This window comes from Pseudidiomarina xizangensis, from assembly GCF_052541995.1.
Genome location: NZ_JBOBQA010000004.1, coordinates 101,520 through 125,472, shown reverse-complemented (window position 1 = coordinate 125,472; position 23,953 = coordinate 101,520). Strand labels below are relative to the sequence as shown.

20 protein-coding genes and 1 pseudogene are annotated in these 23,953 nt (G+C 49.4%); 8 read left to right on the top strand and 13 right to left on the bottom strand.

From position 1 onward, the window contains the following. Window positions 1-84: 84 nt before the first annotated feature. Together ACQ5ES_RS10010 and ACQ5ES_RS10005 are read left to right on the top strand one after the other, a co-directional pair. Window positions 85-2,178, top strand: a complete 2,094-nt coding sequence (locus ACQ5ES_RS10010) for a hybrid sensor histidine kinase/response regulator (protein ID WP_445016410.1) — start codon at window positions 85-87, stop codon at window positions 2,176-2,178. Window positions 2,179-2,279: 101 nt separating this feature from the next. Continuing rightward, a complete protein-coding gene (locus ACQ5ES_RS10005) occupies window positions 2,280-2,912 on the top strand; it encodes a YiaD family glycine zipper/OmpA-like lipoprotein (protein ID WP_445016408.1) in 633 nt (210 codons plus the stop codon). A 51-nt stretch (window positions 2,913-2,963) separates the two neighbouring features. Here the strand turns inward: ACQ5ES_RS10005 and ACQ5ES_RS10000 are convergent, their stop codons facing one another. The 8 genes and pseudogenes from ACQ5ES_RS10000 to rpmH all read right to left on the bottom strand — a co-directional run bounded on the left by ACQ5ES_RS10000 (window position 2,964) and on the right by rpmH (window position 9,373). Next, entirely contained in the window at window positions 2,964-4,679 is a 1,716-nt protein-coding gene (locus ACQ5ES_RS10000) for an FUSC family protein (protein ID WP_445016406.1), read from the bottom strand. Next, window positions 4,660-4,830 (bottom strand): annotated as a pseudogene (locus tag ACQ5ES_RS09995) (cation:dicarboxylate symporter family transporter); the annotation flags it as partial. The gene ACQ5ES_RS10000 and the pseudogene ACQ5ES_RS09995, both read right to left, overlap by 20 nt. Before the next feature lie 28 nt (window positions 4,831-4,858). After that, entirely contained in the window at window positions 4,859-5,110 is a 252-nt protein-coding gene (locus ACQ5ES_RS09990) for a hypothetical protein (RefSeq protein ID WP_445016404.1), read from the bottom strand. Window positions 5,111-5,581: 471 nt separating this feature from the next. Continuing rightward, window positions 5,582-6,955: a tRNA uridine-5-carboxymethylaminomethyl(34) synthesis GTPase MnmE gene (gene mnmE / locus ACQ5ES_RS09985; RefSeq protein ID WP_445016402.1), complete on the bottom strand. Its 1,374-nt coding sequence runs from the start codon at window positions 6,953-6,955 to the stop codon at window positions 5,582-5,584. Beyond that, entirely contained in the window at window positions 6,952-8,631 is a 1,680-nt protein-coding gene (yidC, locus tag ACQ5ES_RS09980) for a membrane protein insertase YidC (protein ID WP_445016400.1), read from the bottom strand. Before yidC ends, mnmE begins: the two co-directional genes overlap by 4 nt. Then, complete coding sequence (gene yidD, locus ACQ5ES_RS09975; protein ID WP_126763041.1) at window positions 8,628-8,912, bottom strand: membrane protein insertion efficiency factor YidD; 285 nt, start codon at window positions 8,910-8,912, stop codon at window positions 8,628-8,630. The genes yidC and yidD overlap by 4 nt, the downstream gene beginning before the upstream one ends. Continuing rightward, on the bottom strand, window positions 8,843-9,238 hold the full coding sequence (gene rnpA, locus ACQ5ES_RS09970; RefSeq protein ID WP_445016398.1) for a ribonuclease P protein component: 396 nt from the start codon (window positions 9,236-9,238) through the stop codon (window positions 8,843-8,845). Before rnpA ends, yidD begins: the two co-directional genes overlap by 70 nt. Next, a complete protein-coding gene (gene rpmH, locus ACQ5ES_RS09965) occupies window positions 9,239-9,373 on the bottom strand; it encodes a 50S ribosomal protein L34 (RefSeq protein ID WP_082863315.1) in 135 nt (44 codons plus the stop codon). Window positions 9,374-9,682: 309 nt separating this feature from the next. Between rpmH and dnaA the strand changes: the two genes are divergently transcribed. The 4 genes from dnaA to gyrB are packed head-to-tail and all read left to right on the top strand — an operon-like array spanning window position 9,683 to window position 15,768. Next, window positions 9,683-11,071, top strand: coding sequence for a chromosomal replication initiator protein DnaA (gene dnaA / locus ACQ5ES_RS09960; protein WP_445016396.1), 1,389 nt, complete (start codon window positions 9,683-9,685; stop codon window positions 11,069-11,071). 59 nt (window positions 11,072-11,130) lie between these two features. Then, entirely contained in the window at window positions 11,131-12,231 is a 1,101-nt protein-coding gene (dnaN, locus tag ACQ5ES_RS09955; RefSeq protein ID WP_445016394.1) for a DNA polymerase III subunit beta, read from the top strand. Between the two features lie 22 nt (window positions 12,232-12,253). After that, the gene (gene recF, locus ACQ5ES_RS09950) at window positions 12,254-13,336 is read left to right on the top strand and encodes a DNA replication/repair protein RecF (RefSeq protein WP_445016392.1); all 1,083 of its coding nucleotides are present in this window, start codon (window positions 12,254-12,256) and stop codon (window positions 13,334-13,336) included. An 11-nt stretch (window positions 13,337-13,347) separates the two neighbouring features. Further along, window positions 13,348-15,768, top strand: a complete 2,421-nt coding sequence (gyrB, locus tag ACQ5ES_RS09945; protein ID WP_445016390.1) for a DNA topoisomerase (ATP-hydrolyzing) subunit B — start codon at window positions 13,348-13,350, stop codon at window positions 15,766-15,768. 89 nt (window positions 15,769-15,857) lie between these two features. Here the strand turns inward: gyrB and glyS are convergent, their stop codons facing one another. Then, window positions 15,858-17,924, bottom strand: coding sequence for a glycine--tRNA ligase subunit beta (glyS, locus tag ACQ5ES_RS09940; RefSeq protein ID WP_445016388.1), 2,067 nt, complete (start codon window positions 17,922-17,924; stop codon window positions 15,858-15,860). Between the two features lie 3 nt (window positions 17,925-17,927). Beyond that, window positions 17,928-18,833, bottom strand: coding sequence for a glycine--tRNA ligase subunit alpha (glyQ, locus tag ACQ5ES_RS09935; protein WP_445016386.1), 906 nt, complete (start codon window positions 18,831-18,833; stop codon window positions 17,928-17,930). Between the two features lie 84 nt (window positions 18,834-18,917). Here glyQ and ACQ5ES_RS09930 point away from each other — a divergent pair, with 84 nt between their 5' ends. After that, the gene (locus ACQ5ES_RS09930; protein WP_445016384.1) at window positions 18,918-19,517 is read left to right on the top strand and encodes a DNA-3-methyladenine glycosylase I; all 600 of its coding nucleotides are present in this window, start codon (window positions 18,918-18,920) and stop codon (window positions 19,515-19,517) included. Window positions 19,518-19,524: 7 nt separating this feature from the next. Continuing rightward, window positions 19,525-20,004: a GNAT family N-acetyltransferase gene (locus ACQ5ES_RS09925; protein ID WP_445016382.1), complete on the top strand. Its 480-nt coding sequence runs from the start codon at window positions 19,525-19,527 to the stop codon at window positions 20,002-20,004. Between the two features lie 145 nt (window positions 20,005-20,149). On the opposite strand, the gene tusA is transcribed toward ACQ5ES_RS09925, so the two are convergent. The 3 genes from tusA to fadB form a co-directional block, all read right to left on the bottom strand. Continuing rightward, window positions 20,150-20,386 carry a sulfurtransferase TusA gene (gene tusA, locus ACQ5ES_RS09920; protein WP_445016380.1) on the bottom strand — a complete coding sequence of 79 codons (237 nt, stop codon included), beginning with the start codon at window positions 20,384-20,386 and terminating at the stop codon, window positions 20,150-20,152. A 107-nt stretch (window positions 20,387-20,493) separates the two neighbouring features. Beyond that, window positions 20,494-21,660: an acetyl-CoA C-acyltransferase FadA gene (gene fadA / locus ACQ5ES_RS09915; RefSeq protein ID WP_445016378.1), complete on the bottom strand. Its 1,167-nt coding sequence runs from the start codon at window positions 21,658-21,660 to the stop codon at window positions 20,494-20,496. A gap of 11 nt (window positions 21,661-21,671) precedes the next feature. Continuing rightward, window positions 21,672-23,822, bottom strand: a complete 2,151-nt coding sequence (gene fadB / locus ACQ5ES_RS09910; RefSeq protein ID WP_445016376.1) for a fatty acid oxidation complex subunit alpha FadB — start codon at window positions 23,820-23,822, stop codon at window positions 21,672-21,674. Window positions 23,823-23,953: the final 131 nt, after the last annotated feature.

Genomic DNA, 23,953 nt, shown 5'->3' with positions numbered 1-23,953 from the left:
TATTTAGTTTGTGTGGGGTTGTTCGTCCTTGATGCTTTCACTCAGCTGGGCTTTGCGCACGGATTTTTGTATTTGCCATTGGTAATGTTAGCGCTTGTCAGTGGGAATAAGAGCTTTGCGAAAATCACGACTTTATTAACTTGTTTGTTTGTTGTCGCAGGATATTTTGTTTCCCCCCCTGCGCCAGAGGGGTTTGGTGCGTGGTTTGTTATCGCCAATCGTGTTGGCGCTGTGGTCGCGATTGCATTGTTGTATGCAATTTATGGTTATTTCAATACGAAATTGAAAAAAAGCCGCGATTTCGCATCTATGAGCGAGAGTTTGCCGATACAAATTTGGACCGCAACGCCCGCCGGCGAAGTGAATTATGTAGGAGATAAACTTGCTGAGTTTACCGGCAAGAAAAAATCAGAAATTCTCGTGGATTGGTTAGCAATTTTACACCCTGATGATCGAGAGCACACGGTCGCGATATGGACTGAGGCCATTACTTCGAGCAACAAGTATGAAGTTGAATTCCGCTTACGACGACAGGATGGAACATTTATTTGGCACCTAACGGAAGCAGTACCTGAGCGAGACGCTAAGGGCAACATTACTCGTTGGATTGGGTCATCAATTGATATCAACCACCTAAAGGATGTCAAAAAGGAAGTCCGGGTTGCTTTAGAGCGTTTCGATTTAATGTCGAAAGCCACTAATGATGCGATCTGGGACTGGGACTTTGGAAGTGGTCGTGTGTTTTGGAATGAGAGTTTTGAGGAAATGTTTGGTTATGACCGTAATAACCTGGAACCTGGTCCGGAATCGTGGTCAAACCGTATCCATCCAGATGACTTAGAGTCTGTTCTTGACAGTATTCATAAAGCGATTGAAGGTGATGCGTCGCGCTGGCAAATGGAATATCGGTTTATGCACGCCAAAGGCAAACCCCTACAGGTAATGGATCGCGGGTTTATTGCGCGTGATACGCACGGAAAGGCGACTCGCATGGTGGGAAGTATGATGAATCTGACCGAGCGAAAACAACTTGAAGAGCGATTACGGCAGTCCCAAAAACTTGAATCCGTTGGTCAACTCACTGGTGGAGTTGCACATGATTTTAATAATTTGCTTACAGTCATTCTCGGTAATGCCGAACTGCTCGAATTGCGGTTAGCCGACAATACTGAATTATGCAAGCTCGCGGCAATGACCGTATCAGCAGCAGAACGTGGCGCTGAGCTTACTAATAGGTTATTAGCGTTTGCTCGCCGCCAACCTCTCGAACCCAAGCCCTTATTAGTCACGACCTTGTTGAATGAAATAGAGGACTTATTGCGCCGTACCTTGATTGAGTCAGTAGATTTACAGGTGGTACATGCACCAGATTTAGCTTTTTGCGAGGTCGATCCTAATCAGCTGGAAGCATCTTTATTAAACCTATGTATAAATGCCCGTGATGCGATGCCGAATGGGGGCAGTATTGTTATAGAGACAAAGAATGTGTGCCTTGATGACAAATACAGCTCTGAGAATGAAGATGTCAAACCAGGCAATTACATTATGGTTTCTGTTTCGGACACGGGATTTGGAATGGATGATGAGGTGATTTCACGCGCTTTCGAACCATTTTTCACCACAAAAGAAATGGGAGAGGGTAGCGGTTTGGGCTTGAGTATGATTTATGGGTTCGTTAAGCAATCTGGCGGTCATGCGAAGATTTATTCCGAGCGAGGTGAAGGCACTTCAGTTAAACTTTATTTCCCAACAAGTGCAGAGAGTTCTGAAGTTTTAGATAAGGCCGAGCCAATAGAGGTAGCCAGTAGTTCTGGAACAGAACGTATATTGGTGGTCGAAGATGATGATCTGGTTCGGGAAAATTTAGTTCGGCAACTTGAGAGTTTGGGCTATCAAGTGTGTCAAGCTACGGACGGCAGCTCGGCTCTTAAATGGTTTACTCAAGGCGACAAGTTCGATCTTTTGTTTACCGATGTGATCATGCCTGGTGGCATGAATGGCCCAGAGCTGGCGAAACGTGCGCAGCAAATTGATTCGAAGTTGAAAGTTTTATTTACTTCCGGATACACCGAAAACGCGATTGTTCATCATGGACGTTTGGATGACGGTGTGCACTTGCTGAGTAAGCCTTATCGAATTCGTGAAATGGCTGAGAAAGTTCGGGATGCGCTTAGGTAATGCTAAAATTTATGTAAAACAACCTCGCACTTTACCGGCGCTGTGCTATTTTTAAAGACCTAGAACGCAACAGCGTTCATCTCAGTTATCGAGGTTACATCATGAATAAATGGATCCCATTAGTTGCTGCCACAGCAGTTGTGCTGGCAGGTTGTCAGACGCCTATGTCAAACACCCAAAAAGGGGCGGCGATTGGCGCTGTTGCTGGTGCCGTCATAGGTAAAGGAACCGGCGATCATGATAAGAGCCGTTATGTTTGGGGTGCCGCAGTTGGCGCGCTCGCAGGTGGTGCTATAGGCGCATACATGGACAAGCAAGAACGGGAATTTCGTGAAGAGCTCTCGGGAAGCGGCGTAGAAGTTATTCGTGACGGCGACACCATTCGTTTGCAGCTGCCGAGTAATATTACTTTTGGTACCGATAGTACCGCGATCGCAAGTAATTTTGATCCAGTGTTGAATGATGTCGCGCGGGTTTTGCAAAAGTACGAAAAAACCACCATGGTGGTTGAAGGGCATACCGACAGCACGGGTTCAGCTGAATACAATCAACGCTTATCGGAGAACCGTGCCTTGGCCATCCACAAGCACTTAAACCGTAATGGTGTAGATGGGCGTCGTATTACAACGATTGGATTCGGCGAAGCGCAGCCGGTAGCAACGAATGAAACCCAAAGTGGTCGTCAGTTAAACCGACGGGTTGAACTGCGTATTGTTCCTAACCGCGAGCAATAACAACCAGCAGGCGAATTGGAGAACTTCAAAAGCGAGCTGCGGCTCGTTTTTTTATACAGGCGGCGTCGATTGCTGTTTATTTAGTTCTTGTTGCACCCGCAAGAGCCAGCGCGCGGCGGTCAATTTCGCATTAAAATCAAGCTTGTCGGCCAGTTTATAGAGCTTGAATAGCCGATGATAAAAGCGCGCGCGGTAGCGTTCCAACTGCTGTTTAGTAAGACTTCGTTGTTCAATATCCTGTAATTCACGTTCCAGAGCCTGCAACAAATGCCGTTGTCGACTGCGGAGATTGGTGGGAAATACCAGTTTGTAGCTTGCCATAGCTAGCAGAGGCGCAGCCGTCACTGCCAGCGCTATGCTAATCGATTGCACCGCGTCAAAGTGATAGTGCAGGTTGGGTTGCATCAACAGTAAAAAGACTAAGATAAAGTCCATCGAGCCCGGCGAGGTGCGATTGTGCGCCATCGGGATACCTGCCAGTAACACAATCGGTACTAAGCACAAAAGCATAGTAAGAATACTGTCGGTATGCGGCCATAAAAAGGCTTGTATCAAGAGCGCGAGCATGGCACCCGCGGCTTGGCCAATAAACACGAAATACATGGTTTTAGCTGGATTTTCGGCGGTGGAGAATAGGGTTAACATCACTGACGCACCGAGTAACAGAAAGGCTAATGGTGCCCATCCTGTAACGCCCCAGAGAATGCTGATTAAAGCCATCACGGCGAAGGTCCGCAAAGCGGACTCTTTGGCACCGCGCCAGTCGCGGTGAAGTAACACCGACGGTGTACGGACCGATTGTGCGGCGGCGCCACTGCCACGAAAGGCGAGGCGCTCGGTGGCAGCGTGTTCAAATTCAAAAAAGGCTTCTGCGATAGGCGTTTTGGCGACGAGCGGGTGTAATGCAATCACCGTCGCCCGCATCCGTTTAGGATCGTTATCGATAATCGCCTGGGCACAGGTCTGCAAGGCCTCACTTAATTCCGGATGGGGCGCTAACTTAACACCATTGAAATGCAGCGTTTCAAGCTGCGCAAAAACTCCCAGTTGTGCATTGAGCAGCCGGCGGAGCAGTTTTGCTGACAGGTGCGCAGAAGGAGAACCTGTGCCGTGCTCAATAAGCTGGGTTTCTAAATGAGCGAGCTGGGTGATGTGATCATGAACCGGCAATTTCTCGATACTACCTTGATCGAAAGCCTTCGCCAGCAACTGCAAGTTAGCAGACGTTTGTCTGCGCACTTTATTAACTAAGGTTTGCTCTGCTCGTTTATAAGTAAACAACCAGCCAATGACCAGTGCTGTGAGAATGCCCAGCATCACCGTAATAAACCGGTCGACGCCGATATGTAATAAGGCATCTGAGGAGCGCGTTAACAGTACCACCATTGACGCTGAGTAGCCTGCTAACACCGCACCGTAGGATAACAGGCCATGCAGCAGGGTTGAGGCATAAACGCAGGCGACCACCCATACCGTCAGCATTAACCCCGCAAGCATGGTGACATCCTGGGTCAGGATGACGATAAGAATGCCGACGCTGGTACCGATGATGGTACCCAGCGCGCGAAAACCGGCTTTTTCGAGGAGCAAGCCGCGGGTAGGTTGGGATACCGACCAAACGGTCATGGCGGCCCATTGCGGATGTTCTAGACCTATGGCCCAAGCAAGAAAGAGAGCGAGACAGGCAGCGCTGCCGGTTCGAATGCCGAACCGGAAACGTGTGTAATCAAAACCAAACTGCGCGAACTTAGTTGTTGTTGCGGTCATCCACCAATAACGCGACTGCGCCGTCTCCTGTAACATTACATGCGGTGCCAAAACTATCTTGCGCACTATACAGCGCGATCATCAAAGCGACCGCTGTCTCACCAAAGCCCAGCATTGAGCCTAACAGACCCACCGCTGACATCACAGCGCCGAATTGTTACTTTACTAATACTGGTACTTCAGCACCGACACCAGATGACGTTGTTTGTGACCCAGTGTTCAGCACCTTTATCATCGCGAATCCCATCTCCGAAGAAGCGTTCAAGTATCGCGTGAACTATCCGTGTAGCGGCTCGTTCTGCAACCGTTCTACGCCAGTTATCACTGCATTGACGATAAACCACCACGAGCTCGCGGATCTTCAACTGTTTTATCAGACCGACCAGGGAGATGATGCGCGCGGCACCAGCAGTAACGGATATTACTAACAATGACATTTCCGTGGGGTTAAGTGCTGACGAACAAAAATCAAGTTCAGACCCGAACAGTGGCGGAGAGGACTGTAGTGTAAGCCCGGTACGTTATTTTACCAGTGCAAGTTATCGAGCAGAGCTGGAAGATATGATGGCTGACGTTCTTGCGAACGCTGCAGGGTCTCAATCTTTCCAATTTCTCACGAGAGGTACAGATTTGACTGGTTTCTCTGTGGGATTGGAAAATATCTCAATCAGCTTTCAGCACAATTAGAACAACCTCCATCACATGGGCACATTTAACGGTGATCCATCACAAGACAGATTGGCCTTTCGGGTAAATTATATAGGAGACGTGACCGCGCACCAGGGCTCGAACTGAGACGAGCTCAACGCTGGAGAACGGAAGCGTTCAATGCATCGTGTCGACAGTGGTGCATTGGGATGTCTGTGAAGGGCAACCTTAAACTACAGGTCTATCGCTGCGAATTACTTGCCGATACAAAACGAACTAAAAATTTTGCCAAGCAGATCATCGGAGGTGAATTCACCGGTGATTTCATTCAGATGTTGCTGTGCTAACCGCAGCTCTTCGGCGAGAATTTCGCCAGCGATATGTTGTTCTAGCGCGTCTTGACCGGTAAGTAAGTGCTCACGTGCTTTGGTCAGCGCATCGAGGTGACGGCGTCGTGCCATGAAGCTGCCTTCACTGGTGGCCTGGTAGCCAACGCAGTGTTTCAGATGTTCGCGTAGCAGCTCCACGCCGTGGCCTGTTTTCGCTGACAGGTGTAGCACAGGAACGCCACTAATATCTTCCAATTCTACCGGCTCGGCATTTAAATCAACTTTGTTGCGTATCACCGTGTAGGGCAATTCGGCAGGCAACTGCTCGAAGAACTCCGGCCAGATATCGGCGGGATGCACAGCGTTGGTTTCAGTGGCGTCGACCATGAAAAGGACACGGTCGGCACCGCGGATTTCATCCCAGGCGCGTTGAATACCAATTTTCTCGACTTCGTCAGGGCTTTCACGTAACCCTGCCGTGTCGATGATGTGCAACGGCATACCGTCAATCTGAATGTGTTCACGTAAGACGTCGCGGGTGGTGCCAGCGATAGCGGTGACGATAGCGGACTCACGGCCGGCTAAAGCGTTAAGCAAACTGGATTTACCCGCATTCGGGCGCCCAGCAATAACCACCTTCATCCCTTCACGAAGCAATGAGCCTTGCTTGGCTTGCACCATGACCTGCTGCATGTGATCAAGAATCGCCTCAAGGTCGGCCGTGACTTTGCCGTCGCTCAGAAAGTCGATTTCCTCTTCCGGGAAGTCGATAGCGGCTTCGACATACATGCGTAACTGAATAACTGCATCGACCAGCTGATCAATCTCATGCGAGAAGCCACCCTGCAAGCTCTGTAAGGCGGCTTTGGCAGCTTGCTCTGAGGTGGTGTCGATTAGGTCGGCGATGGCTTCTGCCTGGGTTAAATCAAGCTTATCGTTAAGAAAAGCGCGTTCGCTGAATTCACCGGGCCGTGCTGGGCGCACACCAGGCAAATCGAGAACCGCTTTAACGATCATGTCGATAAGAACAGGGCCACCGTGGCCTTGCAGTTCGAGGACGTCTTCACCGGTGAACGAGTTGGGGCCTGCGAAAAACAAGGCAATCCCCTCATCGAGAAGATGGCCTTGGGTATCTTTAAAGGGTAGGTATTCAGCTTTACGAGGGGGAGGACAGTGGCCAAGCATTGCCTCAGCAATAGCTTTGGTTGCCGGACCACTGACACGAACGATACCAACCCCACCACTGCCGGGCGGGGTAGCCTGAGCGACGATGGTATCGTTACTTAGCTCGAAGCTCATTTTTTCTTACGCCGCTCCATCATACCTTTCTTTTCCAGCCCGCGGTAAATCCACTGCATCTGCGCGACAGTGATCAAGTTGTTACTCAACCAGTACAACACCAGGCCTGATGGGAACCACAGGAAGAACACGGTAAAGATAACCGGCATGTACTGCATTAGTTTCTGTTGCATCGGGTCAGTGCCTGGCGTAGGTTGCAGACGCTGCATGTACCACATGGATGCACCCATTAGTAATGGCAGAATGTAATAGGGGTCTTTCGCCGATAAATCTTCAATCCACAGGAATAGTGGCGCGTGACGCAGTTCTACACTTTCCAACAGTACCCAGTATAAGGATAGGAAGATTGGAAGTTGCAGCAGCATTGGTAGACAGCCACCAAGCGGATTAACTTTTTCTTCTTTGTAGAGCTTCATCATTGCTTGCGACATTTTCTGACGGTCATCGCCATGACGCTCACGCAACGCTTTCATTTTCGGCTGGATCATCCGCATTTTTGCCATCGACACATATTGTGCTTTGGTGAGCGGGTAGAGCAGTGCTTTAATGATTACGGTAACGGCAATGATCGATAAGCCCCAGTTAATCAGGAAGCTTTGTAAGAATTGCAATAACTTAAAGATCGGCTGTGCCAGCCACCACAAGAAACCATAATCAACGGTCAGGTCGAGGTTCTCGGCAACGGCAGCCATGGCATCCTGGTCTTTCGGGCCGACAAACAGAGTCGCACGAATTTCAGCTTGGCTATTAGGAGCGATGGTGGCGGTCGGATAAATCACCCGCATCAGTGCTTGATTGCCGCTCAACACACTTGAAGAAAGTTGTTTTGTGCCTTCGCTGCGTGGAATCCAGGCACTAACAAAATAGTGCTCTAACATGCCAACCCAACCGTCTTCAGTGGCAATGCTCAAGGGTTTGTCGCGCATATCGTCGAACGAGTATTTCTCGTAACGGTCTTCATCCCATGAGTAAGCGCCACCCTTATAGGTAGGCATCATCATGCTACCGCCAGCGTCAGTAATGAGCTGTTTTAGCTGCGCGTAAAATTGAACTTCTTTATGTTGGCTGCCGGCGTTCTCGATGGTGTAAAGAACATCAATTGCGTACGAACCTTTGGTGAAGACAAAGGTTTTAGTGATTTTCGAACCGTCATCCAGGGTATAGGTCAAAGGTACGCGTAGGGAGTCGCCAGACATGGTGTAACTGTCACGTTCCACGTAGAACACCGGACGACCTGCGGCTGAATCAGTGCCATTTCTGCCTACTAAACCTGATTGCGCGATATAAAGCTGAGTAGGATCGGAATGGAGAAGCTCGAAACGGGCTTCAGAATCTTGGGTGCGAGCAAATTCTCGTAATTGGGCATTGACGACATCACCGCCGCGAAGCGCAATTTTAACGTCCAAAACGTCTGTTGTGACGCTGACGCGGGCACCTTGAGCTGCCATAGCTGGGCTCGGTGTCTCGCCGGGTGCCGCCGTAGCTGGCACACTGCCGTCGGCACGCAATTCCGGGTTGGCAGCGGGAACACCGCTGTCGCTCGAAGTCTGCGTGGTTGGTGTTGGTGCCTGCGCTGCTTTCTGGGTCCCTGGCGCTGTATCAACGAGCCAGTTCTGATAGAGAAAAAAGCTCACTACCAAAAAAGCAATAAACAATATGGAACGTGGCGAATTCATAAGTCCTTCGTCTCTTTTGTACTTTCGTTCGTTAATTCCGATGCTTTTGCGTCTGGCACCGGGTCGAAGCCGCCCGGATGACCGGGATGACATTTACTAATGCGTTTACTGGCAAGCCAGAAGCCCCGCATCATACCATGCTTTTGTATCGCTTCGATGGCGTATTGCGAGCAAGTAGGTTGGAACCTACAGCGCGGACCGATGAGTGGGCTTATGAACCACTGGTAGAGTCGGATGCAGCCGATAGGTATTGCACGCACCGCTTGCTTAATGTTCGCCATAAATAATCGAGCCGTTGTTGCAAAGCATCAGTTTCAAGATCGACGATACCGCTTTTCGCTATGACGATAATGTCGAATGCCGGTATTTTATGCTGTTTTAGCCTAAAATTCTCGCGAATCTTGCGTTTTATTCGATTTCGATCAACAGCGCGTTTCGCACGTTTTTTCGAAATAGTGACGCCTATGCGTGGATGATCAAGCTGATTGGGTGTTGCGAGCATGGTGAGCTCAGCCGTAACGGCCTTCACCGGGGGGGCATTAAAGACTTGCTGAAATTGAGCGGGAGTTAACAGACGTAACTCCCGGCCATAGGAATACTGCTTCAATTACGCAGACAGGACTTTGCGGCCCTTGGCACGACGACGAGCCAGAACCTGGCGGCCGTTTTTAGTTGCCATACGAGCACGGAAACCGTGACTACGTTTGCGCTTTAATACGCTTGGTTGAAATGTTCTTTTCATGACGTTACTTCCGTAATCGAGTGACCAAAAATTTAGAGCGCGAATTCTAACGAGAAAAAGGATCAAAGTCAACGTTAAAAGCTATCCACAAACTGAGAAAAAGAATGATTCTTATTGTGGATAACCGTCATGCTGTTGGTCGCATTATTTACCTTTCAGGCTAGCGATTCTAGAGCGACTTCAGTACAATCGAAGGATTCTAATTATACAATATTTCACGGTCGATTTTCGCGTCTTTGGTGACAAAGTGGTGTAAGAGTGGGCATCAGCGAGGATCGTCGTTGCTATAAAAAATGCAGGGAGTCGAGTGTGAATAAATCGCTGTGGGATCAATGTACCGAACGCCTACAAAGCGAGCTGTCGACGCAACATTTCAATACGTGGATTCGTCCTCTTCAAGCTGATCAAGCGGATCAAACGCTGACGTTGTACGCGCCGAATATGTATGTGGTCGATTGGGTGAAAGACAAGTACTTGAACCTGATTAACGATTACTTAGGTGAAGCGGCGAAAGAAAAGGGTAGCGAGATGCCAAGCGTATCTTTTGCTGTAGGCGGTATCGAGGGTAAGCCAAAAGATAATGCGCGCCCAACCCAGCGTGCCGAGCCCCGGCGAGCGGCGGAGCGTCCAACCCGGCGGCAGAATCCTTGGGATGACGATGGCCCCGCACCGGCGTTTGAATGCAACATTCACCCAGAATACACCTTTGATAACTTTGTCGAGGGCAAGTCGAACCAATTAGCTCGTGCTGCTGCAGCACAGGTAGCTGAAAATCCTGGTGGAGTTTATAACCCACTATTCGTTTATGGTGGTACAGGTTTGGGTAAAACCCACTTGTTACACGCTGTAGGCAATGCAATCATGGCGAATAAGAAAGGTGCGAAGGTTTTCTACATGCGCGCTGAGCGTTTCGTTCAGGACATGGTTAACGCATTGAGAAATAACTCAATTAACGAATTTAAGCGTTACTATCGCTCGGTTGATGCCTTGCTTATTGACGACATTCATTTCTTTGCGGACAAAAAAGGCTCGCAAGAAGAGTTCTTTCATACCTTCAATGCCTTACTTGAAGGTAATCAACAGATTATAATGACTAGTGACTTGTATCCGAAAGAGATCGAAGGGGTCGAGGATCGCTTGCGATCACGCTTTGGTTGGGGATTAACCATAGCCATCGAGCCGCCGGAACTTGAGACCCGGGTTGCGATTTTGATTCGCAAGGCACAAGAACGCAGAATTACATTACCGCACGAAGTGGCTTTCTTTATTGCCAAACGTTTGCGCTCAAACGTACGCGAACTTGAAGGAGCGCTTAATCGCTTGGCGGCCAACGTTAATCTCACTGGTCGACAAATTACGATCGATTTTGTGCGTGAAGCATTGCGTGATCTAATTGCTGCCCAAGAAAAATTGGTGACAATAGAAAACATTCAGAAAACTGTCGCCGAATATTACAACATTAAGGTGGCCGATTTGTTATCAAAACGTCGCAGCCGTTCTGTTGCACGGCCACGGCAATTGGCGATGGCGTTGGCAAAAGAGCTGACTAACCATAGCCTTCCTGAAATTGGTGATGCCTTCGGCGGGCGTGACCACACTACGGTTTTACATGCGTGTCGTAAAATTAAAGAATTAAAAGACGCACAGCATGATATAAAAGAAGACTATAGAAACTTAATCCGCACGTTATCAGCCTAAGAACATAGGTGGTAGTTAAGGCCGGTGCTGCAAGGACTCGAATACAGGGGAACAACGGGATGAAATTTACCATCAATCGCGATGCGTTTTTAAAGCCGCTTCAAGTGGTCAGTGGTGCTGTTGAGCGCCGTCACACGATTCCAATTTTATCTAATGTCTTAATTCAGGTCGCGCCGGATCATGTTCGTCTTACCGGTACCGACCTGGAAGTTGAGCTGGTATCCCTTTGCACTATAGAGGGCGGCGAGGAAGGTGAGCTTACAGTACCGGCTAAGAAACTGGTCGATATCGTGCGTAGTCTGCCCGATGGCGCGCAGGTCGAAGTTAGTGCCAGTGGTGAAAAAGCCACGATTCGTTCGGGCCGGAGTAAGTTTACCCTGGCAACACTGCCAGCTGAAGACTTCCCAAATATTGACGACTGGGACAGTGATATTCAGTTGGTTACCTCCCAAGGTGTATTGCGCGAGCTGATGGAGCGCACTCATTTCTCAATGGCGAACCAAGATGTTCGCTATTATCTCAACGGCATGTTGTTTGAAACCGATACCAATACTTTGCGTACGGTAGCGACCGACGGTCACCGGCTGGCGATGAGCTCGGTAGAGATTCCGCAGCCGAATTTAGCCGGTCGCCAAGTTATTGTGCCGCGCAAAGGTATTACTGAATTAATGCGGTTGCTTGATGACGCTGACAATGAAGTAAAGGTTGCCATTGGCGCGAACCACATTCGCGTCGAAACTAACGGCATGTCGTTTACCAGTAAATTAGTGGATGGCCGCTTCCCAGACTACCGCCGGGTACTTCCACAAGGCGGTGACAAATTTGTAATAGCAGAGCGTGATGTGTTGAAGCAGGCATGTTCTCGTGCAGCAATCCTATCGAATGAAAAATATCGTGGCGTCCGCGTTACGCTAAGCAATGGCGAAATGTGCTTGACGGCGAACAACCCGGAGCAAGAAACCGCAGAAGAGGTTATAGAGGTCGATTATCAAGGTGATAGCTTAGAGATTGGATTTAATGTCAGCTACTTAATTGACGTTCTCAATACCATTGATGGCGATAAGATAAAGATGACCTTATCCGGTCCCGATGCTAGCGGTCTCATCGAAGATAACGAAGATGACTCGTCGTTGTATGTTGTTATGCCAATGCGGCTTTAGTTGGTGTGCGCTGTAGCTAGTTATGCATATTGACGCGCTAACGTTAACGGATTTTCGTAATTTCAAAGAAGCAAAGCTGTCGCCGGAGCGTCAAATCAATCTGATTATCGGCGACAATGGTAGTGGTAAAACAAGCCTGTTGGAATCAATCTACTGTTTGGGCTCTGGTCGTTCATTTCGACCAGGGACCCATAAGCAAATTATCCGTCACGAAACTTCTAGCTTTACAATATTTGCCCGTGGTGCTGGTGAGCGTGGCGATAAACATACATTGGGTTTTCAACGCGATCGCGAGGGTTTGGTAAAGATACGAGTAGACGGCGATCTTGTCCGCCGATTCGGGCAAATGGCAAAATTAGTTCCGGTGCAATTAATGACACCTGAGACAGTAGAGCTAGTTTTAGGTGGTCCAAAGCTACGGCGGCAGTTTCTCGATTGGGGAGTGTTCCACGTGGAACATCGCTATATCGATGCGATTACAGGATTCAACCATGTCCTTAAGCAACGTAATAGTTTACTAAAGCAGCGCGTAAAGAGTTCCGAGAGCACGTACTGGGAAGCTAAATTTGCGGAACTCGGTGAACAGGTTACGAAGGAGAGGAAAACCTACTGGGAGGGTTTTGAGCCTGTCTTACAGGAACGACTCAAGCACTTTCTGCCTCAGTACCAGTTTAAGATTCAATTAAAACAAGGCTGGGATGCTGAGCTGAGTCTTCGTGAAGCAATGGCGAGAAACAAATCCGCCGAAGAGCGTTACGGGCATGCTATTGTAGGGCCTCATAAAGCTGAATTGAAAATGACAGCAAACGGGGAGGATGTGAAGACAATTCTGTCCAGGGGCCAATTAAAACTCTTTGTTGCGGCAATAAAAGTAGTGCAAGGCGAGTACCTCTTTGCGCAAACAGGAGTACAATGTATTTATCTGGTGGACGATATTACCGCAGAGCTCGATGCTGATAGTCAGCAAAAGTTCTGTGAGGCGCTCATTGCCACTAAAGCACAGTTATTCGTTTCAGCGATCAATAAGGGCGAGTTGCCTGATATAATTACAAGCGCTGATACCAAAATGTTCCACGTGGAACATGGAACCGTCAAGGAACTATAGAGAAACTCGTTATGGCAGAAAACAATTACGATTCGACCAGTATTAAAGTCCTCAAAGGATTGGATGCCGTTCGTAAACGCCCCGGAATGTACATCGGTGACACCGATGACGGTACGGGTTTGCACCACATGGTGTTTGAAGTCGTCGATAACTCGATTGACGAAGCTCTCGCGGGACATTGTAAGGATATTGTCGTCACGATTCACTCCGACGGCTCTGTCTCGGTTAAAGATGATGGCCGTGGTATTCCGGTAGATATGCACGAAGAGGAGGGCGTATCAGCTGCACAGGTCATCATGACCGTATTACATGCTGGCGGTAAATTTGACGATAACTCATATAAGGTCTCTGGCGGTTTGCACGGTGTAGGTATCTCCGTGGTCAACGCATTGTCAGACACTTTGCAGCTGACGATTCGTCGCTCAGGCCATGTATACGAGCAATTTTATAAAATGGGTGATCCTGTTGAGCCGCTCAAGCAGATTGGCGATACGGAAAAAACGGGTACTGAATTACGTTTCTGGCCAAGCTCCAAGGTGTTTGCGGATGTTGAGTTCCATTATGACATCCTTGCCAAACGTTTGCGTGAACTATCGTTTTTGAACTCAGGTGTATCCATCATTTTGCGTGATGAGCGCAGTGATCGCCATGACCATTTCAAATATGAAGGTGGTATATCGGCCTTTGTTAGGTATCTGAATGATAAGAAGACACCCATTCATCAAACTGTTTTCCATTTTATATTGCCGCGTGAGGATGGAACTACCGTTGAGGTTTCGATGCAGTGGAACGATTCGTTCCAAGAGAATATTTATTGTTATACCAATAACATTCCACAACGCGATGGCGGCACACACTTAGCAGGATTTCGTGCTGCACTGACCCGCACGCTGAACTCTTACATGGATAAAGAGGGGCTTAATAAGAAATTCAAAACCAGCGCAACGGGTGATGATGCCCGCGAAGGTTTGACGGCTGTTGTCTCGGTAAAAGTTCCGGATCCGAAATTCTCATCACAGACAAAAGAAAAACTTGTTTCCTCTGAAGTTAAAACTGCAGTCGAACAGGCAATGAACGAGAAATTTGGCGATTTCCTACTTGAGCAACCTAACGATGCAAAAATCATCGTTGGAAAAATTATTGATGCGGCCCGCGCACGTGAAGCTGCGCGCAAAGCGCGTGATATGACGCGTCGTAAGGGGGCACTCGATTTAGCTGGTTTGCCAGGTAAGCTTGCCGACTGTCAGGAAAAAGATCCTGCACTTTCAGAACTGTACATAGTGGAGGGTGACTCTGCAGGTGGTTCTGCGAAGCAGGGGCGCAACCGTAAGTTCCAAGCCATTCTGCCGTTAAAAGGTAAAATCTTAAACGTCGAGAAGGCTCGTTTTGACAAAATGCTGGCTTCGCAAGAAGTCGCCACTCTTATTACTGCGCTTGGTTGCGGCATCGGTCGTGATGAGTACAATCCCGATAAAACGCGGTATCACCGCATTATTATCATGACGGATGCTGACGTCGACGGCTCGCATATTCGAACCTTGCTGTTGACCTTTTTCTATCGCCAAATGCCAGAGCTGATCGAACGTGGTTATATGTATATTGCCCAACCACCGCTTTACAAAGTTAAAAAAGGTAAGCAGGAGACCTACATCAAAGACGAACCAGGTCTGATTGCGTACTTGACGAGTTTGGCGTTAGAAAATGCTTCTCTACACGTTAATGCGGAAGCGCCTGGTATTTCCGGTACGCATCTGGAAACTTTGGTGAATGACTACCAACTTGCTCAAAACGCCATTAAGGTCCGCTTATCGCGCCGTATGCCGGAAGCGTTTTTACAACGCTTACTTTATGCACCTCGTTTGAACGAGGTACTGTTAAAAGACGAAGCTGCGATGCAAAATTGGGTTGAGACATTGCAAAACGATTTGACGACCCGTGAGACCAATTCAGCAACTTACACTATGTCGATTCAGTTTGATGAAGAACGTAAGCTTTATCTACCGGTGATTACGGTCCGTCGTCACGGCATCGACACCAACTACCCGCTTAATTTCGAATTTCTGATGTCACGCGATTACGACCAATTGGTAAGTATCGGCGAGAAGATTAACGGAATTGTCGAGCCTGGTGGTTACGTCCGTCGTGGTGATAAAGAGAAACCAGTGGACGACTTCGTAGAAGCGGTGGAGTGGTTGATTAGTGAATCTAAACGTGGCATCTACGTTCAGCGTTACAAAGGTCTTGGTGAGATGAATCCTGACCAATTATGGGAAACAACTATGGACCCAGATACGCGACGGATGCTACGCGTGACCATTGAAGACGCGATTGCTGCGGATCAGCTCTTTACCACGCTTATGGGTGATGATGTTGAGCCTCGTCGTGACTTTATTGAAACCAACGCGCTGAAAGTAGCGAACCTTGATGTTTAGTCGGCTACCCCGATGAAAGTTTCGTTGGAAGACACAAAAAAGGAGCCATTCGGCTCCTTTTTTTACTTTAAGATCAATGTGTTATCTAGCTAATTAAGAACTGATATATCAGCGATTTGTAGGAACAAGTTACGTAGGCGCTGTAAAATAGCCTGACGATTGGTTCTTACTGCGGCATCCTCAGCATTCACCATAACGTTGTCAAAAAAGCTATCAACAGGCTTCTGTAACGCTGCTAGCGCCTTTAAAGCACCAGTGTAGTTGCTTGCCTTCAATGCCTCGTCTGCACGCAACTCCGCCTCTTCTAGCGCTTTAACGAGGGTGATTTCCTCGTTGGCAGATAGCAAACCACTATCGATCTTCGCCGTAACCGGAGCGTCCAGTTTGGCGAGAATGTTGGCTACGCGTTTGTTGGCTGCAGCTAAAGCTTGTGCTTCAGGTAACTGACGGAAACTCGCAACGGCATGAATCCGTTTATCGAAATCAACGGGCGCTGTTGGTCGGCGCGCTAAGACGGCTTGAATCACATCAACACTCACGCCTTGTTCTTGATACCAGGGCCGGAAGCGACCCAGGAGGAATTCGACCACGTCATCACTAACACTTGCACTGGAGAGCTGGTCGCCAAAGCTTTCCCGGGAAAGCTTAACCAAGTCAGGCAGGTCCAAAGGTAAGTCTTTTTCTACGATAATACGCAGCAGGCCGATAGCGGCACGGCGTAGTGCGAATGGGTCACGATCACCTTTTGGTACCTGGCCAATGCCGAAAATACCTACTAAAGAATCAAGCTTATCTGCTAGTGCCACTGCACAACCGGGAATCGATTGCGGCAGCGCATCACCGCTAAAACGAGGCAAGTAATGCTCGTAAATCGCCTCTGGAACGCCCTTAGGCTCGTTATCATTGCGAGCGTAATGCATACCCATGACTCCCTGAGTTTCAGGGAATTCCTGTACCATCTGTGACACCAAGTCAGCTTTGCATAGATAACCCGCGCGCTGCGCGGTGTCCTGATCGCTACCAAGCATCTTAGCGATGCCTGCGGCAACTTGTGCAATGCGATCAGACTTATCTTTAATACTGCCAAGTTTCTTCTGGAACAGGACGTTATCTAGCGCTGCAACGCGGTCAGCTAAAGGCGTTTTCTGGTCTGACTCATAGAAAAACTGCGCGTCGGCAAGTCGTGGACGAACTACGCGTTCGTTACCTAAAACAATTTGTGACGCATCTTTGCTTTCGATGTTGGTAACGAAGACAAAATGAGGGATTAATTGGCCTTTATCATTCTCAAGTGGAAAATAGCGCTGGTCATCTTTCATGGTGACAATAAGCGGCTCTTTTGGCACATCCAGAAATGATTTATCAAAGCTTGCAGTCAGAACAACGGGCCATTCGACCAAAGCTGTGACTTCGTCGAGTAACTCGTTATCTTTACGAACCTTGCCACCGGATTGTTTCGCCTGTTCAATAATGCCCGCTTCGATTCGTGCTCGACGTTTAGCAAAGTCAGCGACCACCCATGCCTTCTCGAGCTCCTGCTCATAGTCGTTAGCATGCTTTAATTGCGCGCCTTGAGGACAATGGAACCGGTGTCCAAGCAAGTGGTTGTTTGAAGCGATGCCAAGAACTTCGCCAGGAATCAGCTGATCGCCATGCATCAGGGTTACGGTGTGTACTGGCCGAATAAAATGGACCGTACCGTTACCCCAGCGCATAGGTTTAGCAATCGGTAGCTGCTCAAGGGCGCGCTGTACAAATGCGGGTAACAGGTCTGAAAGGGGCTGCCCTTTAACCTCTGCTTGGTAAAGTAACCATTCGCCCTTATCCGTTTTTAGACGCTCGGCTTGTGCAACGGTGATGCCGTTTGAACGTGCCCAGCCTTCAGCAGCCTTGGTCGGCGCGCCTTCGGCGTCGAATGCGACGTCTACAGAAGGGCCACGTTTTTCGACCACTTGATCGGCTTGTTGACTTGCAACCCCGGTCATTTGCACAGCGAGCCGACGAGGGGTCGCAAAACAGCGCACCTCAGCATGCTCTAGGTTGTGTTCGTCGAGCTGTTGAGCAAGGTTTTGCGCAAAGGCTTCGCTCAGGCTCTTAAGTGTTTTAGGAGGTAACTCTTCAGTACCAATCTCTACTAAAAGGGTAGCTTGTTGCACGACTTAAGCTCCTTGCTCTGCCAATGGGAAACCAAGCGCCTCGCGCGCTGCGTAGTAGGCTGCAGCACAACCTTTTGCCATGGTACGAACCCGCAAAATATAGCGTTGACGTTCAGTAACGGAAATAGCGTGGCGTGCATCGAGCAGGTTAAACGCGTGAGAAGCGCGCATAACCTGCTCATAAGCTGGCAACGGTAAATTATGCTCAAGTAAGTGCTCACACTCGCGCTCACACGCGTCAAACCTATCGAATAACACATCGACGGCGGCGTGCTCAAAGTTGTAAGTCGATTGCTCAACTTCGTTTTGATGAAACACATCGCGGTAGCGAATCTTCCCACGCGGACCGTCGGTCCAGACCAGGTCATAAATGCTGTCGACGCCTTGAATATACATGGCAAGCCGCTCGAGACCGTAGGTAATTTCGCCCGCTACAGGACGACACTCAAGTCCGCCAACTTGTTGGAAGTAGGTAAACTGGGTGACTTCCATACCGTTTAGCCAAACTTCCCAACCAAGCCCCCAGGCGCCGAGTGTTGGCGACTCCCAGTTGTCTTCGACAAAGCGAATATCGTGCACCAGAGGGTCAAACCCTAAAAGTTCTAAGGAACCAAGATAGAGTTGTTGGATGTTTTTCGGTGAAGGCTTCAAAATGACCTGAAATTGATAATAATGTTGCAGGCGGTTTGGGTTTTCACCGTACCGGCCGTCGGTTGGCCGACGGCAAGGTTGCACATAAGCGAAGTTCGCAGGTTCAGGTCCAACGGCGCGTAAAAACGTCATTGGATGAAAGGTACCGGCGCCCACTTCCATATCGAGGGGCTGCACTATGGCACACCCCTGTTGCGCCCAGTAATCTTGGAGCGCGAGGATGAGACCTTGAAAGGTTTTTACATCATAGCTAGCCATGCGTTGTACTCGTGCTGATTTTTGATCAAAAGTGGCGTAAATTATACCCTTTGTTGGCCTAGGGTTACAGGAGCGGAGTTAAAAATGCAGACATCTGTTGCAAGATGCAGTTGGTGCGGCACGGATCCAGACTACGTGCGTTACCATGACAGGGTATGGGGCCGCCCTGTGGCGGATGGCCAGGAGCTATTTGCGAAGCTGTGTCTGGACGGGCAGCAAGCCGGTTTAAGTTGGCTTACTATTCTGCGCAAGCAGCAAAATTACGAAGCAGCCTTCTGTAACTTCGACCCGGAAAAAATTGTCGCTCTGCCTGAAAGTTATAAAGCTGAGCTAATGCAAAACACAGGCATCGTTCGCAACCGTCTTAAAATTGAATCGGTATTTAAAAATGCCCGTGCGTATCTGGAAATTCGCGACCAAGGGCAGTCATTTGAACAGTTCTTGTGGCAATTTAGCGATGGAAAGCCGCGGATCTTCGCTCGACAGGGTGGTGACGTGCCCACCTCTGATGAAGTTTCTGATACTATGGCGAAAGCCTTGAAAAAAGCTGGCTTTAGCTTTGTAGGCACGACGATTTGTTACGCGTTTATGCAAGCGGTAGGTATGGTGAATGATCATGTGGTGCAGTGTCATTGCTATAATGAGGTTTGTGACGAAATGCGTCGTTTTTCCTTAACAACATGAGATAAACATGGTCGAGATAACTTTAGCCGATTATCAAAATCCTAAGCACCGTCAAGCGGTTGTAGCTATGCTGGACGATTATGCGCGTGATCCGATGGGCGGTGGTGAGCCCTTGCCGAGTGAAACTAAAGAAAATCTGGTGGAGGAAATGGCAAAGCGCGAGCATGTATTCTCGTTGCTGGCGTTTGTCGATGATGAACCGGTGGGTTTAGCCAACTGTGTTGAGGGATTCTCGACTTTCGCGGCGAAACCGGTGATGAATATTCACGATATCGCGGTGATTAAAGTGTTCCGTGGGCAGGGTATTGCCAAGCGCTTGCTGCAAGAGGTGGAAACCTTGGCACAATTCCGTGGCTGCGTGAAGCTAACGCTCGAGGTCCTGGAGGGCAACGAGCCGGCCAAGCTGGCGTATGACAAATTCGGTTTCAAACCTTACCAACTCGACGAAGCCACCGGCAAAGCCGAATTCTGGCAGAAGTACATTTAGCTCGGCTTCGGCCTTCAATGCAAGGGTGACAGGCTATTTCCAAGGGACGCCGTGAACCCTTCCCTTGGGGGCTTGGCGGCCGCATCCATGCGGCCGACACCCTTTGTTTTTGTGTTTTAACGAATAACGAACAACGCTTTTGCCTTTAGATCCCTTTGCGAATCACATACCGATAAGGTGCTGAAGCGGTTTCAGCAACTACCAGCTGATGATCCATAAAGCGGCAAAAGCTTGGGATGTCACGGGTGGTGGCGGGGTCGTCGGCGATGACCTCGAGCAAGTCGCCATTTTCCAGCTTGCGGATGGTGGCGCGGATCAGCATCACGGGCTCGGGGCAGCGTAGCCCAAGGGTATCAAGAGATTCTGTTATCGCTTCTGACACACGCGTTCCTTTTTACCAAGCCAGTGGTTATGAATTAAAAAAGCCGTAGCACCAAGTTGCTACGGCTTGTTATTTTACGGTAAAACCGTGTGAGGCAAAAGCTTAGGTTAACTCATGCGCTCGTAGACGGTAGCAATTCCTTGGCCAAGACCGATACACATGGTGGCGACGCCGAATGTGGCATCTTTTTCTTCCATGAGGTTGATCAAGGTGGTGGAGATGCGCGCACCTGAACAGCCTAGCGGGTGTCCAAGGGCGATTGCGCCGCCGTTAAGGTTAACTTTCTGGTCCATTTTATCGAGCAGACCGAGGCTTTTCAGTACTGGAAGTGACTGAGCTGCGAAGGCTTCGTTCAATTCGAACAGATCGATGTCGTCGATGCTCAAACCTGCACGTTGCAGTGCTTTCTTGGTTGCTGGTACTGGTCCGAAACCCATAATCGACGGATCACAACCGGCTACGGCCATGGCACGAATTTTTACGCGTGGGGTCAGGCCAAGTGCTTTGGCTTTTTCGGCGGACATGATTAAGGTAGCGGCAGCGCCATCTGATAATGCAGAGGAGGTGCCGGCTGTGACCGTACCATTGGCTGGGTCGAATACTGGGCGTAATTGCTGCAAACCTTCTACCGTGGTTTCCGGGCGAATGGTTTCGTCTTCGCGGATAAGACGTAACACACCGTCCGCATCGTGACCCTGGATCGGTAAGATTTCTTTTGCAAAGCGGCCTTCAACGGTGGCTGCGTGCGCGCGTTGGTGCGAGCGTGCACCAAACGCATCCTGAGCGGCGCGGTCGATTTCGAATTTGCGCGCCAGCAGCTCAGCGGTCATGCCCATTGAGCCTGATGCCCGTGCTACGGATTTGTTCATGCCCGGATGAAAATCAATACCGTGGGTCATAGGTACGTGACCCATGTGCTCAACACCTCCGGCAATAAAGATTTCGCCATCGCCGGCCATGATGGCCCGGGTGGCGTCGTGAATGGCTTGCATGGACGAGCCACACAGGCGATTCACGGTTACGCCGGCAACGTGATGCGGAATACCCGCGATAAGCGCGGAGTTGCGTGCGATGTTGAAGCCTTGTTCAAGGGTTTGCTGAACACAGCCCCAATAGATGTCTTCCAGTTCGTTCACGTCAACCTGTGGGTTGCGTTCCAGCAGACCTTTCATCAGGTGTGCCGAGAGGTCTTCAGCACGAACGTTGCGGAATACACCGTTTTTTGAGCGCCCCATAGGGGTGCGAATACAGTCGACTATAACTACGTCTTTCATAATTTCCTCCGTTAGCCTGCAAAGTACGATTTATTGGCTTTTGCCATTTCGCGCAGGCCATCGGTGACTTGATACATTTCACCCAGATGCGCGTATTTGTCAGCAAGTTCGACGAACTTAGCTAAGCCCACGGTTTCTAAGTAACGGAATGGTCCACCACGGAAGGGTGGGAAACCTAAGCCATAGAGGAATGCGATGTCGCATTCTGCGGCTGAGTTAACGATGCCTTCTTCAAGGCAGCGAACGCATTCGTTGACCATTGGCACCATGGTGCGCGCGATGATTTCATCGGCGCTGAACTCTTTGCCACCATCTTTTTCGATGCCAAGCATGTCATAAACCTCAGGGGCTTTTTCTTTGCTGGGCCGGCCTTTCTTGTCGACACCATAGTTGTAGAAGCCTTTGCCGTTCTTCTGGCCATAGCGTTCGGCGGCAGCAAGCTTGGCGATAGCGCTGTCGGTGTCACGCGGCATGCGCGACGGGAAGCCGTCCGCCATAACCTCGGTGCAATGGTCGGCGGTATCGATACCCACCACATCAGACAAGTAGGCTGGGCCCATCGGCCAGCCAAACTGACGCTCCATGACTTTGTCGATAGCGGCGAAATCGGCGCCTTCATCGACCATGCCGGCAAAGCCTGCAAGGTAAGGGAATAACACGCGATTCACTAAGAAGCCTGGGCAATCGTTGACGACAATCGCGGTTTTGCCCATACGTGACGCATAAGCGACCACGGCGGCAACGGTTTCATCAGAGGTTTTCTTGCCGCGAATAACTTCAACCAAGGGCATTTTATGCACTGGATTAAAGAAATGCATGCCGCAGAAGCGTGACGGATCTTTGAGGTTCTTCGCCAGACGGTCAATAGAAATAGTTGAGGTGTTCGAGACGATAATCGCATCGTCAGCAACCACATCTTCCATTTGCGCAAGAACTTTGCCTTTTACGTCGGGATTTTCAACAACAGCTTCAACGACAATATCGACACCTTTTACTGCCTCGTCGAGTAAAGTTGGCGTAATGGACGACAATACTTTAGCCATTTTCTTATGGTCGAGTTTGCCGCGCTCGAGTTGTTTACTAAGGATCTTGCTGGCTTCATCCATGCCTTGATCGAGAGCTTCCTGACGGATGTCCTTCATGACGACAGGTACACCTTTATAGGCAGATTGGTAAGCAATACCACCGCCCATGATACCAGCGCCCAATACGGCGGCTGTTTTGATCTCTTTAGTCGCTTGCTTGCCAGCTTTCTTAGCTTTGCTTTTAACTAACTGATCAGCCATGAAAATGCCAACCTGTGCATGACAAGCATCGGTTTGGGTAAGGCCCACGAAAGCTTCGTTTTCGGCGTTCAAAGCTTCTTCACGGTGCGCGCGCGCGCCGTCTTCAATTGCTTTGATGGCAGCATGAGGTGCAGGATAGTGTTTGCCTGCTTTAGCGGCGACCATGCCTTTGGCAGTAACGAAGGTCATGGTTAATTCAGTATCATTGGCTTGCAGCGGATCCAACTTCGGTTGACGTTTTGCTTGCCAATCGAGATCACCATCGATGGCTTGCTTAACCATAGATAATGCAGCGTCACGCAGCTTCTCTGGTGCTACCACAGCATCGACCAGACCGATCTTCTGGGCATCCGCCGCAGAGTTGTTTTTACCTGTGGTAATCCACTCTAAGGCATTGTCTGGGCCGATAATGCGCGGCAGCCGCATGGTGCCACCAAAGCCTGGGATAAGCCCCAATTTAACTTCTGGTAGGCCAATGGTTGCGGTGGTATCGGCGACACGGTAGTCACAAGCAAGTGTTGCTTCACAACCACCACCAAGGGCGAAACCGGCTACGGCCGCGACAGTTGGAACTGGCAGGTCTTCCAGCTGATCAAAAACGCGGGAGGCTTTATGCACCCACTTTTTGGTGTGCTCCACGTCAGCAAAGAGAGTTTGGAATTCAGTGATGTCTGCGCCTACAATGAAAGTAGGTTTGCTGCTGGTGACGATAACGCCACGCAGGTCTTTGGTTTCGGCAAGTTGCGCTAAAGCCTGACTGAATTCTTCCAAGGTTTTCTGGTCGAATTTGTTGACTGAGCCGGCGGCTGCAAATTGCAGTTCGGCAATACCGTCAGAAACAAACTCGACCCGAATGCTATCACCCTGATAAATCATATATGGTCTCCTGATTTTCAGATTGCGTTCGGTTAGCGTATGATTCGTAATCACACTTTGTCGTGATACAAGTAGTGACAAGAGTTTGGCCCGATTAGGCCAATTTTTCAATGATTTTTTAAACGAGCGTT

Excerpts from the sequence above, each read along its gene's own strand:
- ACQ5ES_RS10000 (WP_445016406.1), bottom strand. The coding sequence starts at position 4,679 with ATGACCGCAACAACAACTAAGTTCGCGCAGTTTGGTTTTGATTACACA.
- rpmH (WP_082863315.1), bottom strand. The coding sequence starts at position 9,373 with ATGAAAAGAACATTTCAACCAAGCGTATTAAAGCGCAAACGTAGTCAC.
- fadB (WP_445016376.1), bottom strand. The coding sequence starts at position 23,822 with ATGATTTATCAGGGTGATAGCATTCGGGTCGAGTTTGTTTCTGACGGT.
- recF (WP_445016392.1), top strand. The coding sequence starts at position 12,254 with ATGCATATTGACGCGCTAACGTTAACGGATTTTCGTAATTTCAAAGAA.
- ACQ5ES_RS09925 (WP_445016382.1), top strand. The coding sequence starts at position 19,525 with ATGGTCGAGATAACTTTAGCCGATTATCAAAATCCTAAGCACCGTCAA.
- fadA (WP_445016378.1), bottom strand. The coding sequence starts at position 21,660 with ATGAAAGACGTAGTTATAGTCGACTGTATTCGCACCCCTATGGGGCGC.
- ACQ5ES_RS10010 (WP_445016410.1), top strand. The coding sequence starts at position 85 with ATGTTAGCGCTTGTCAGTGGGAATAAGAGCTTTGCGAAAATCACGACT.
- ACQ5ES_RS10005 (WP_445016408.1), top strand. The coding sequence starts at position 2,280 with ATGAATAAATGGATCCCATTAGTTGCTGCCACAGCAGTTGTGCTGGCA.
- mnmE (WP_445016402.1), bottom strand. The coding sequence starts at position 6,955 with ATGAGCTTCGAGCTAAGTAACGATACCATCGTCGCTCAGGCTACCCCG.
- ACQ5ES_RS09930 (WP_445016384.1), top strand. The coding sequence starts at position 18,918 with ATGCAGACATCTGTTGCAAGATGCAGTTGGTGCGGCACGGATCCAGAC.
- yidC (WP_445016400.1), bottom strand. The coding sequence starts at position 8,631 with ATGAATTCGCCACGTTCCATATTGTTTATTGCTTTTTTGGTAGTGAGC.
- glyQ (WP_445016386.1), bottom strand. The coding sequence starts at position 18,833 with ATGGCTAGCTATGATGTAAAAACCTTTCAAGGTCTCATCCTCGCGCTC.
- dnaN (WP_445016394.1), top strand. The coding sequence starts at position 11,131 with ATGAAATTTACCATCAATCGCGATGCGTTTTTAAAGCCGCTTCAAGTG.
- gyrB (WP_445016390.1), top strand. The coding sequence starts at position 13,348 with ATGGCAGAAAACAATTACGATTCGACCAGTATTAAAGTCCTCAAAGGA.
- yidD (WP_126763041.1), bottom strand. The coding sequence starts at position 8,912 with ATGGCGAACATTAAGCAAGCGGTGCGTGCAATACCTATCGGCTGCATC.